We start from the raw sequence: 11,103 nt of genomic DNA, 5'->3' as shown, positions 1-11,103 counted from the left end.
TAATATATAATAATTTAAAATAGATATATATGCCTCACTACTATACTATGCAAACACCTAATGCCGCGCTGCCGCACTGCCGCACTGCCGCGCATTAGCAAAACCGCCGATAAACTCCCGTATGTTTAGGAATCTATCGGCGATTCGATTTAAGGCTATTTTTAGGCCTTCTGACGCGTTTTCTATTTATCGGGCTGTAACATACTTGTGCAGGGTGCTACGAACGGATCCTGGGCCTGCAAATAGCTCCTTGACCATTCCTTCGATCTGGTCACCCAGTCCAGCCTCGTACAGATCGAGTCCGAATACGTCCTTGCGGCTGTACAGCGCCTTCAGCGGGCTCCAATTCTGGTCGGGCTTACCAATCTCCAGTGGAGCAACGATAGCCTGCAACTCCTCGAGCATTGGGTCGGGAGAGCAGTCGAATGCTGTACCATCATCCTTGATACCCTTCAGGTAGCGGGCGTAACCTGCCAATGTAAGTGGAATCAGTTCGAGGTTGCTCATGTCAAGTCCGCGCGCAATGTACTTCTTGATGGTCTCGCCGAAACGGATAGGTAGCTTCTGGCTGGTATCCATGGCGATACGCTGTGGAGCGTCTGGCATGAATGGGTTAGGCAGACGACGCTTGATAACGGCACCGATAAATTCGTAAGGATTTAATACACCTGGATCTACCACAACAGGCATAGATTCGATATAACCAATTTTCTTTACAAAGTTGCATAAATCCTCGTCGGCCATCTCGGCAGAAATCAGTGTGTAGCCCAGCATGCAACCATAAATACTCATGGCTGTGTGCAGTGGGTTCAGGCAGGTTGTAACCTTCATGGTCTCAACCTTATCCACGGTTTCGCGGGTGGTGTAGAGTGCGCCGCCCAAATCCAATGGTGGGCGACCGTTGGTGTAGTTATCCTCGATGACCAGATACTGCACCTCCTCAGCGTTCACGAATGGAGCGGTAAAGGTGTGCTTCTCGGTCTCGATGTAGTCGTTGTCGTCGAATCCGTCGGCAGCCAGCAACTCCTTCACCTTCTCGTGTGGGCGTGGGGTAATCTTGTCGATCATCGACCAAGGGAAGGTAATCTTCTTCTCGTCCTTCAGGTAGTCGAGGAATGCAGCGGGCACCAGTCCGTCCTGAGCCCAGCGCTCGGCATAAGCCATCACACCAGCCTTTACCTTGTCGCCATTGTGCGAGCAGTTGTCCATCGACTGCACGGTGAGTGGCAGCTGTCCGGCGTTGAAGCGCTCCAGCAGCAGGGCGCAAACCTTACCCATAGCAAATACAGGCTTCAGTCCGCAAGCCAGGTCGGCCTCGTTGTAGGTGTATCCCTTCTCGGTGATGGTGAACGAAATCATCTGCAACGATGGGTTCTTGAAGATCTCCACCAGTCGGTTCCAGTCCTCGAACTGAGGATCGGCCTTCAGGGCCTCGGTAACGCTGGCTATGACCTTCTTCTCGATAGAACCGTCAGAACAGAGGTTCACGCAGAGTGAGAGGTTATTGTAGGGTGCGTAGGCCTTGTCGATGACCTCGAAGTCGAAGGTCTCGGCCACAATCACACCGCGGTCGTACTTACCTGTGTTCAGTGCGTCGTTCAGGATAGCAGCAGGGAAGGCACGGAAAATGTTTCCGCCACCGAAGTGCACCCATGTGGGCTCCTTGGCTGTCTTTTCGCGTAGAGCCTTGATGTCAAACTTAGGGAGCTGATAGCCTTTCTGCTCCCATTCTGCGGCGTTAAACTGGCCGCTGATAATATCGTTGAGTTTCATAAATTTTATTTTTTGAAGTTATCGCTTCGCTTGGAAGTTATCGAGCCTACGGCTCTTGGAAGTTAAAAGGACAATTGTTCTGCAGGCAGAGTATTTAATCGAAGAAGCCTGGCTGTTTATACTCGATGCCCAACTCGCGGTCGACGGTAGCCAGGATGCCCTGTACCTGTCCGAGGGCGAACATACGGCCCAGCAGGGTGTAGCCGGCGTTGTGGCCGTGGCTGCTCTCGTCCATAATGCCACCAGGCTCGTCGGTAAATGTCATACCGTGATCCACACGCATTGGCAGCTCTGGGTTCTCCTTCTCGAAGATGCGGCAAAGCTCAATCAGGTCGGCACGTCCGCCCAGATGGCTGGCCTCGGTGAAGTCGCCGTTGGGGAAGATGTGGCATGAACGCAGGTGAACGAAGTGGGTGCGCGAAGCAAACTTCTTGGCCAGCTCAACCACATTATTATATGCACCTGCAGAGAGCGAACCGGCGCAGAAGGTGAGACCGTTATGCTTGTTGGGCACAGCATCGAGGAACCACTGGATATCCTCCTCGGTACGAACGATGCGTGGCAGACCGAGAATCTCGATAGGGGGATCGTCGGGGTGAACGCACATGTTCATGTTGCACTCCTCGCAAACAGGCATGATGGCTTCGAGGAAGTACTTCATGTTGGCACGCAGCTTAGCCTTGTCGATGCCCTTGTACAGGTCGAGGAACTCGCGGAACTTCTGAACAGGAGCCTCGTCGTTCTCGCTGAAGTTACCTGATACAAAGCCCTGAGTCTTGATCACGATGTTCTCAACCAGCTTGTGATCCTTCTCAGGAGTCATGGTCTTGGCCAGCTCGTCGCACTCGGCAATCACGCTGCGGCCCTTGCCCCAACCCTCGGGGAACTGGAACTTCTCCCACTCCTCGCGAGCGCCTGGGCGCTTCAGGATATAGATGTCGAAGTAAGCAAACTCGGCATAGTTGAAATAGAGGTTGGTAGCACCGTTTGGATTGTCGTGGAACAAGTCGGTACGAGCCCAGTCGAGCACAGGCATAAAGTTGTAGCAGATGCAGTGGATGCCCTCTGCTGCCAGGTTGCGCAGACTCTCCTTGTAAACCTCAATCTGGTGGTCGCGATCAGGGCCGCCGTATTTGATGGTCTCTACCACAGGCAGACTCTCAACTACACTCCAGCGCATGCCGTAGCTCTCGATGTACTCACGCAGGTCGCGAATCTTCTCGCGAGTCCAAACCTCGCCCAGAGGTACGTCGTGCAGGGCGGTAACGATGCCCTCAACGCCGATTTGTCTCAGTTGTGCAAGAGTAATCTTGTCCTTCTTGCCAAACCATCTCCATGTTCTTTCCATATTACTACTTGTTTTTTGATTTGTTATATTTTCGCTTGCAAAATTAATCAATTATAGACAAATTAGCTTGTTCTTATGGCTCATTTCTTTGTCATTTTGTACTTTTTTAGCTTATTACCTATTATCAGCTGCCGGAAATTAAGCGGTTTGCCATTGCCAAAGGCTTCTGAGGCCTTCATGTTAACCGGCTGACTTTCCAGCCCGTAGCGGTTCATCGCCGTAACGGCATAGTAAAACGTGCGGCCATTGTGAGGCACCGTAATCGACAAATCGCGCTGGCGAACGGCAATCAGATTCTCGGGATTGTTGATGTCAACCGGCAGTGATTCCGATGCGTACACATTATATAATAGGTAGTCGCCATCAGAGTAATCTGCGGCCTTCTGCCACGACAAAATGTCGGCCGACATGCCGCGCTTCACATTCAGCTGGGATACAGCCGATGGCGCAGCTTTGCCCGTCCAAGTCATTGGCGGAATCAGCGCAGGTGTGATATTGAAATCGCGGGTGAAATCGTAGATACCCTTGGTGTTGTCGGTAAAGAACTTGCTGCGGAAGAAGGTGAAACCCAGACCTATCTGGCGCAGCACGCTCATCTCGCGGGTAATCACGTCGAGATCCCAGTTCTTCTCGCGGGGGTGCATCATGTACACAGCCAGTCCTGGAGCCACAATGCGCCCGTAGCTGTGCTCCTGCCAGTCAACCGCAAAAGGGTAGAAGTTGTTGCCCTGGAAATACATCATCGGGAACAGTGCGTCCATCAGTCCGTCGCGCAGCCAGCCCTGTGCATCCTGGCATACGGTGGTGTTAGCGTTCCAGCCCGAACTCTTGTAACGAGCCAAATCGTCGTATTTGCCTATGGGTGAGCAAGATAACTTAACCCAGGGCTTGAGCGATTTAACCGCACGATGAATCTTGGTTACGATACTGGTGATGTACTGTCGGCCTTGCGGGCGCGAAACCTTCAGCTTCCAAGTCTCTGGATATCGGATGTAATCCAGGTGAATGCCGTCAACATCGTATTTCCGGGTTACCTCGGCACAGAACTTGGCCAGATAATCGCCTGTTTCAGGCATTTCGGGGTTCATGTAGCCCTCGTCGCCAATCTTGCGTATCAGCGTGGGGTACTTCTGTCGCAGTTGCTTGCAACCTGTGCCGTTCCACTTACCAACGGGAATGGTAACAATCCAGGCGTGACACTCCATACCGCGCTTGTGGCACTCGTCGATGCACATCTGCAGAGGGTCGTAACCCGGCGATTTGCCGACCCAGCCTGTAATACATCCGTCCCAAGGTTCGGTAGTTGTCGGAAAAATGGTGGTTGCTCTTACGCGTGTCTGGATAAGAACGGTGTTGATGCCAGCCTGTTGCAGCTGGTCCAGAATGGAAATAAGCTCTTGCTGCTGGGTAGTCTTAGAGTAGGAGTGAGGCCAATCGATACCACCTATGGTGGTAAGCCATACTGCTCTGACTTCGTGTTTTGGCAACTGTGCTTTTGCACTTATTACAAATGCTAAAAGCATTAAAATGTGTATAATTTGTTTCAAAATGATATCTTTTTTGAGAATTTTGGTGCAAAGTTAGCGCTTTTTTTTCCATTTCTCAAATAAAAACACTACTTTTGCACAAAAATAATTCAAATTTAAGCCAAGGAAAGATGATTTCATTTGTGTTGAGCCTCGTGGCTCTTGTGTTGGGTTACTTGTTCTACGGTCGACTCGTGGAGCGAGTATTCGGTCCTGATGACCGTGTGACACCAGCTGTTGCCAAAGCCGACGGTCTGGACTACATCGTGTTGCCCTCGTGGAAAATCTTTATGATTCAGTTCCTGAACATCGCCGGAACAGGTCCTATCTTTGGTGCTATCATGGGTGCCAAGTTCGGTCCTGTGGCCTACTTGTGGATTGTGTTCGGCTGTATCTTCGCCGGAGCTACCCACGATTACTTCTCGGGCATGCTCTCTATGCGTCACGATGGTGCAGGTCTGCCCGAGCTGATTGGAAAGTATCTGGGCAAGACCACCAAGAGCATCATGCTGGTGTTTACCGTGCTGCTTCTTATCATGGTGGGAACGGTGTTTGTTTACAGCCCAGCCGAGATTCTGCACTCCATAGGCGGCGAAACGATGATGTGGATAGCTATCATCTTCTGCTACTACATTATTGCCACTATGCTGCCCATCGATAAGATTATTGGTAAGGTTTACCCCTTGTTCGCCTTCTCGCTGCTGTTTATGGCAGGTGCGCTGATGGTTTGGCTCTTCCTGCATTGGCCCACTGTGCCCGAGCTTTGGAACAGCTTCTATAATCTGGGTGCAGCAACCGAACCCGACACTTGGAAGGATAACATCTTCCCGGCTCTGTTCATCACAGTGGCCTGTGGTGCTATATCTGGCTTCCACGCCACGCAGAGTCCGCTCATGGCCCGTTGCGTGAAGAGCGAGAAGATGGGACGCCCCATTTTCTACGGTGCCATGATTACCGAAGGTATCGTAGCACTTATCTGGGCTACCGTATCATCGTGGTTCTTCTACGGCAATCCCGCTCCTGGCTACGAGCTCATCGAACAGGCTACGGCCGGATTCCATACATCGGCTCCTGCAGTAGTAAATCTGGTGTGCAATGACTGGTTGGGCGTAGTAGGTGCTATCCTTGCTATGCTGGGTGTTGTGGCTGCTCCTATCACATCGGGTGATACCGCTTTCCGTTCGGGTCGATTGATTGTGGCCGAGTGGTTAAAACTCGACCAGCGTCCCATTCCCAAGCGCCTGTATATCTGCGTTCCAATGTTCGCATGTTCTATCGCTATGCTGTTCTGGCAGATTGAGAATCCCGATGGTTTCAACACCATCTGGCAGTACTTCGGTTGGAGCAATCAGGCCTTGAGCGTGTTCACCCTGTGGACTATTTCCGTCTATCTGGTTCGCAATCAGAAGTGTTTCTGGCTTACCCTCGTTCCCGCTCTGTTCATGACTACAGTTTGCTCAACCTATATCTTCGTTTCGAAGCAGATGCTGGGCTTGGGTAACGATGGCTATATCTACGGCGTAGCATGTCTGGTTGTGGCTATTGTTTGGTTTGCACTATGGTACAAAAAATATACTAACAAAAACAATGATTGATATGAAAAAGCTAATGATGACAATGGTTGCCCTCGTGATGGCAATCAGTGCTAACGCACAGTATCTGAATGATTCTGAGAAAGTGTTCAGTCAGGGTAAGTTCTATCTTGGTGCATCGACCTCAAGTCTGGATTTGAGTTACCACAAAGGTAGTGATTGGACCTTGGGTCTGACAGCAAAAGCTGGTTATCTGATCGCTGACGACTGGATGGTTGTTGGCCAGTTGGCTTATGTTAAACAGACAGATATTCCTGCTGTGGTACAGCTTGGTGGAGGTCTGCGCTATTATTTCGAGAGTTGCGGCTTGTATCTTGGTGCTACAGCCAAGTACGACAGTTGGGATAATGAGAGCGATTTCCTTCCTGAAGTGAACTTAGGCTACGCTTACTTCCTTACTGGCAAGCTCACTGTTGAGCCCGAGATTTTTTACGAGCACAGCACTAAGAATTCAGACAATTCTGGATTCGGCCTGCGAATTGGTTTTGGCGTTTATTTCTAAATTAGGTATATATAAATATGTTAAGTGTTGATGAACTAGTAGACAGATTGATTGATCTGTCGTTTGCTGAAGATATCGGCGATGGCGACCACACCACTTTGTGTTGTATCCCCGAGGATGCTATGGGCAAGAGTCATCTGCTGATTAAGGAAGATGGTATTCTGGCTGGCGTTGAGATTGCCAAGGAGGTGTTCCGCCGTTTTGACTCCACCATGCAGGTTGAGGTGCTGATGCAGGATGGCACACGTGTAAAAAAGGGCGACATCGCCATGATTGTTACAGGTAAGGTGCGCTCGCTGCTTCAGACAGAGCGCCTGATGCTGAATATCATGCAGCGCATGAGTGGTATTGCCACCATGACCGACAAGTATGTTGAGCGCCTGAAAGGTACCAACACCCGTGTGCTTGATACTCGCAAGACTACGCCTGGTATGCGTATGCTCGAGAAGCAGGCTGTAAAGATCGGCGGCGGATGCAATCACCGCATCGGACTGTTCGACATGATCCTGCTGAAGGATAATCACGTAGATTTCGCAGGTGGCATCACCAACGCTATCGACCGTTGTCATAAGTATCTCGACGAGAAAGGTCTTAAACTGAAGATTGAGATCGAGGTTCGTTCGTTCGACGAGTTGCAGCAGGTATTGGATCACGGAGGTGTCGACCGTATCATGCTCGACAACTTCAGCGTGCCCGACACCAAGAAGGCAGTAGATATCATCAATCATCGCTATGAGACAGAGTCGAGCGGTGGTATCACCTTCGATACAATCCGCGACTATGCCGAGCAAGGTGTTGATTTTATCAGTGTTGGAGCACTGACCCATTCTGTGAAAGGACTCGACATGTCGTTTAAGGCATGCTAACTCCTATATATATAATAAGGTATATGAAAAGAAAATTAGTTTTAACCGGCATGCTGTTGGTTGCAACCTACGCAGCAGCATGTACAAATTTTATTGTAGGTAAGAAAGCCAGCGCCGATGGTTCGGTGTTTGTAACTTATAATGCCGACTCTTACGGCGCGTTCATGCCCCTGTATCATTATCCCGCAGCCAAGCATCAGCCTGGCGATATGCGTAAGGTGTTCGAGTGGGATACAAACAAGTATCTGGGTGAGATAGCCGAGGCTGCTGAGACATACAATGTGATTGGTAACTCAAACGAGTGGCAAGTAACTATCGGTGAGACAACCTTCGGCGGTCGCGAAGAGATGGCCGATTCAACTGGTATCATCGACTACGGCTCGTTGATTTACATCGCCCTGCAGCGTTCAAAGACAGCTCGTCAGGCTCTGCAGATTATGACATCACTGGCAGAGCAGTATGGTTACTACTCTGAGGGCGAGACATTTTCGGTAGCCGATAAGGACGAGGCTTGGATGCTGGAGATGATGGGTTGCGGTCCTGACCGCACCAAGTCGAAGGAGCGCACCGTTTGGGTAGCTATCCGTATCCCCGACAACGCTGTAGCCGCTCACGCTAACCAGAGCCGTATCACCAAGTTCCTTGATGGCCGCTATACCGCTATTAAGATGAAGGACCTGCAGAAGAAGTTCCCCGTGAATGGTAAGAAAGCTGTTCCCAATCTGGTGGTATATTCAGATAATGTGGTGAGCTACGCCCGCGCCATGGGATGGTTCAGCGGAAAAGATGCCGACTTCAGCTATAACGCAGCCTATGCTGCTCCTGATTTCTCAGGTCGTCGTTATTGCGAGGCTCGCGTGTGGAGTTTCTTCAATCGCTTCTCTGACGATTTCTCAGAGTATGTTCCCTACGCAGCAGGTAAGGAGAAGAATGCCAAGGAGATGCCTCTTTGGATTATTCCTAACAAGAAAGTAACCATGCAGGATCTGCGCGATGCAATGCGCGATCACTACGAGGGCACACCATTCGCTCTCGATACAAACATCGGTGGCGGTATCTATGATATGCCTTATCGTCCATCACCACTCTCGCTGAAGGTTGGCGAGCAGGAGATGTTTAACGAGCGTCCCATCTCTACCCAACAGACTGCCTGGAGCTTCATCTCGCAGATGCGTAGCTGGATGCCTCGCGAGGTAGGAGCCTGCTTCTGGTTTGGTAACGACGATGGCAACATGGTTGCTTACACCCCCATGTACTCTTGCATCACACGTCGCCCAAAGTGCTTTACCGAAGAGGGTGCCGACGATGTAACATTCTCGATGGACAATGCTTTCTGGGTTTGCAACTGGGTGAGCAATATGGTTTATCCACGTTACTCTCAGATGTTCCCAACATTGAAGGCTGTGCGCGATTCGCTCGATGCATCATACTCACAGCTGCAGCCTGAGATTGAGGCTAAGGCTCTTGCATTGCCCGAGGCTGAGCGTGTAGCCTTCCTCACTAACTACAGCTGCCAGAAGGGCGACGAGATGATTGCCCGCTGGCAGAAACTGGCCTTCTATCTGATTGTGAAGTTCAACGATATGGTTGAGAAACCAACCGATGCTAACGGCACCTTCGAGCGTACTCCTTATGGACACGGCGCCCGTGTAGTTCGCCCAGGTTTCCCCGAGAAATATGCACGCGAACTGTTGAAGATGACAGGCGACAAATATATCGTACCAGCGGAGGAAAAGAAATGAGTCAACTGAAAGCAGCACTTTTCGACCTCGATGGTGTAGTATTCGACACAGAACCCCAGTATAGTATATTCTGGGGTTCTCAGTGTCGGCTCTATCACCCCGAGCATCCCGGACTGGAACATGAGATAAAGGGGCAGACGCTTACTCAGATCTACGATCAGTGGTTTAGTGGACCACTATTGGATGAGCAGCCCAAAATCACTGAGCGTCTGAATGAATACGAGAGCAAGATGCATTATGACTATATCGACGGTTTCGAGCGTTTGATAGCCGATCTGCGTAATCATGATGTAAAGACTGCGGTAGTTACCAGCTCTAATCTTCCCAAGATGGAAGCAGTTTACCGTTATCAGCCTGATTTCAAAAGCTTGTTTGATGCGATTTTGACATCAGAAGATTTCGATCGCAGCAAACCCGATCCCGATTGCTATCTGAAAGCCGCTGAACGGCTTGGTGCAAATACAGATGAGTGCATCGTGTTTGAAGATAGTTTTAATGGTCTGCGTTCAGGCCGAGCAGCTAATATGAAGGTTGTTGGATTAGCAACAACTAATTCGGTAGAGTCTATTTGCCCATTGTCTGATATTCAGATTTCTGACTATCGTGATATGGACTACTACCAACTTTCCTCTCTACTTTAGGGAATTCCCCACCACCAATTATAGTTTTTCCTTTGCAAGGGTAGGTTATAATGCCTATCTTTGCAACAGAAAAATTTAATTAATGTCAAACTTAAAATAAGGAAAGGGTAAAGTTATGAAGAAGCTATACACAACACTGATGATGGCAATGATGGGAATGATGACAATGTCTTTGACATCTTGCGAAACTGATGAGGAAATCGCCTACACCTTAGAAGGGACCTGGCGCGGCGATATGACTATCGAGGATTGGGCTGGTTTCACTTATGTTGACTCTGAGATAACCTTCCTGAAAGACCCTTACACCTATTCAGAGGGCACAGGTCTTTGGGTAGACTTCTACGACGATGGTTATTACAATCCCACCCATATCGAGTGGTACGTAAGATACGGTACCATTTATGTTCACTTTGTTGAAGACAACTGTGATGTAGAAATCCGTAACTACACGCTTACAGGCGATCGCTTCTGTGGTGAGTTCTACGATGGCTACAACGCTGTAAACTTCAATCTCCGTTACGCATCACGTCGCTACGAGAGCGATTACAACTGGCGCAGCTATCGCACTCGCTCAGCCGATTCCGACACTGATAGCCTTACAATCTCTCGCCCAACTCACAGAATCAAAACCGCCGAGTAAGGACTAACATATTCCCCCGGTATTCCTCTCCCCAATCAGGAGAGGAATTTTTTTAATGTATTCCCCCTCCTGAGTTCTTGGACGAGCCAAGCGGCCGCTCGACCTTTGGTCGCTCTTACCTTTGCACCAGATTATAGATAATGTTCTAAATGTAAGATGTTAAACATCTCTTTTTTTTAGGACATGCGGTCGGAATTTTGTAGTTTTGCTAGAGATTGTGGCCGTGGAGGATGAGATCATTGGTCGCTAGGTAAGCCATAGGTAGCTATATCGTTTGCAAGACTTTCCTCCGTCCTCCTTTTAAAGTCTTTAGAGTCTGAGCAAAGAATCGAAGCACGCCGTTGGGTGATGCAGTGTCCACTAAGAGTGAAGTCGAGGAAGATTTTGGCTATAATCTATAACTAGAGTTATTAACCCTTTAAACAGTTATCAAGATGAAGCCAAATTCACAGATGACACTTGACAAGTACTTT

At 49.5% G+C, this 11,103-nt stretch carries 9 protein-coding genes; 6 read left to right on the top strand and 3 right to left on the bottom strand.

Translation table 11 applies throughout. The features are described 5' to 3' along the window. Positions 1-186 precede the first annotated feature (186 nt). The 3 genes from BUB86_RS16585 to BUB86_RS16575 form a co-directional block, all read right to left on the bottom strand. Positions 187-1,773 carry a mannitol dehydrogenase family protein gene (locus BUB86_RS16585; RefSeq protein WP_073211775.1) on the bottom strand — a complete coding sequence of 529 codons (1,587 nt, stop codon included), beginning with the start codon at positions 1,771-1,773 and terminating at the stop codon, positions 187-189. A 94-nt stretch (positions 1,774-1,867) separates the two neighbouring features. Further along, positions 1,868-3,121, bottom strand: a complete 1,254-nt coding sequence (gene uxuA, locus BUB86_RS16580; protein WP_073211771.1) for a mannonate dehydratase — start codon at positions 3,119-3,121, stop codon at positions 1,868-1,870. Positions 3,122-3,201: 80 nt separating this feature from the next. Then, positions 3,202-4,644: a glycoside hydrolase family 10 protein gene (locus BUB86_RS16575; RefSeq protein WP_254795208.1), complete on the bottom strand. Its 1,443-nt coding sequence runs from the start codon at positions 4,642-4,644 to the stop codon at positions 3,202-3,204. A gap of 134 nt (positions 4,645-4,778) precedes the next feature. Between BUB86_RS16575 and BUB86_RS16570 the strand changes: the two genes are divergently transcribed. From BUB86_RS16570 to BUB86_RS16545, 6 genes are all read left to right on the top strand, one after another. Continuing rightward, positions 4,779-6,242: a carbon starvation protein A gene (locus tag BUB86_RS16570; RefSeq protein WP_073211766.1), complete on the top strand. Its 1,464-nt coding sequence runs from the start codon at positions 4,779-4,781 to the stop codon at positions 6,240-6,242. After that, complete coding sequence (locus BUB86_RS16565) at positions 6,235-6,741, top strand: outer membrane beta-barrel protein (protein WP_081373306.1); 507 nt, start codon at positions 6,235-6,237, stop codon at positions 6,739-6,741. Before BUB86_RS16570 ends, BUB86_RS16565 begins: the two co-directional genes overlap by 8 nt. A gap of 17 nt (positions 6,742-6,758) precedes the next feature. Then, a complete protein-coding gene (gene nadC, locus BUB86_RS16560; protein WP_073211763.1) occupies positions 6,759-7,607 on the top strand; it encodes a carboxylating nicotinate-nucleotide diphosphorylase in 849 nt (282 codons plus the stop codon). A gap of 23 nt (positions 7,608-7,630) precedes the next feature. Continuing rightward, complete coding sequence (locus tag BUB86_RS16555) at positions 7,631-9,349, top strand: dipeptidase (protein ID WP_073211760.1); 1,719 nt, start codon at positions 7,631-7,633, stop codon at positions 9,347-9,349. Then, positions 9,346-9,990, top strand: coding sequence for an HAD family hydrolase (locus BUB86_RS16550; RefSeq protein ID WP_073211757.1), 645 nt, complete (start codon positions 9,346-9,348; stop codon positions 9,988-9,990). Before BUB86_RS16555 ends, BUB86_RS16550 begins: the two co-directional genes overlap by 4 nt. 115 nt (positions 9,991-10,105) lie before the next feature. Continuing rightward, a complete protein-coding gene (locus BUB86_RS16545; RefSeq protein WP_139261730.1) occupies positions 10,106-10,630 on the top strand; it encodes a hepatitis A virus cellular receptor 1 in 525 nt (174 codons plus the stop codon). The last annotated feature ends 473 nt before the right edge of the window (positions 10,631-11,103 follow it).

The organism is Xylanibacter ruminicola, from assembly GCF_900142525.1.
Lineage (GTDB): Bacteria > Bacteroidota > Bacteroidia > Bacteroidales > Bacteroidaceae > Prevotella > Prevotella ruminicola_A.
This window is presented reverse-complemented; position numbering and strand designations above follow the sequence as displayed.

Bases quoted from the DNA above. Each gene is read 5' to 3' on its own strand.
- BUB86_RS16585 (WP_073211775.1), bottom strand. From the start codon at position 1,773: ATGAAACTCAACGATATTATCAGCGGCCAGTTTAACGCCGCAGAATGG.
- uxuA (WP_073211771.1), bottom strand. From the start codon at position 3,121: ATGGAAAGAACATGGAGATGGTTTGGCAAGAAGGACAAGATTACTCTT.
- BUB86_RS16575 (WP_254795208.1), bottom strand. From the start codon at position 4,644: ATGCTTTTAGCATTTGTAATAAGTGCAAAAGCACAGTTGCCAAAACAC.
- BUB86_RS16570 (WP_073211766.1), top strand. From the start codon at position 4,779: ATGATTTCATTTGTGTTGAGCCTCGTGGCTCTTGTGTTGGGTTACTTG.
- BUB86_RS16565 (WP_081373306.1), top strand. From the start codon at position 6,235: ATGATTGATATGAAAAAGCTAATGATGACAATGGTTGCCCTCGTGATG.
- nadC (WP_073211763.1), top strand. From the start codon at position 6,759: ATGTTAAGTGTTGATGAACTAGTAGACAGATTGATTGATCTGTCGTTT.
- BUB86_RS16555 (WP_073211760.1), top strand. From the start codon at position 7,631: ATGAAAAGAAAATTAGTTTTAACCGGCATGCTGTTGGTTGCAACCTAC.
- BUB86_RS16550 (WP_073211757.1), top strand. From the start codon at position 9,346: ATGAGTCAACTGAAAGCAGCACTTTTCGACCTCGATGGTGTAGTATTC.
- BUB86_RS16545 (WP_139261730.1), top strand. From the start codon at position 10,106: ATGAAGAAGCTATACACAACACTGATGATGGCAATGATGGGAATGATG.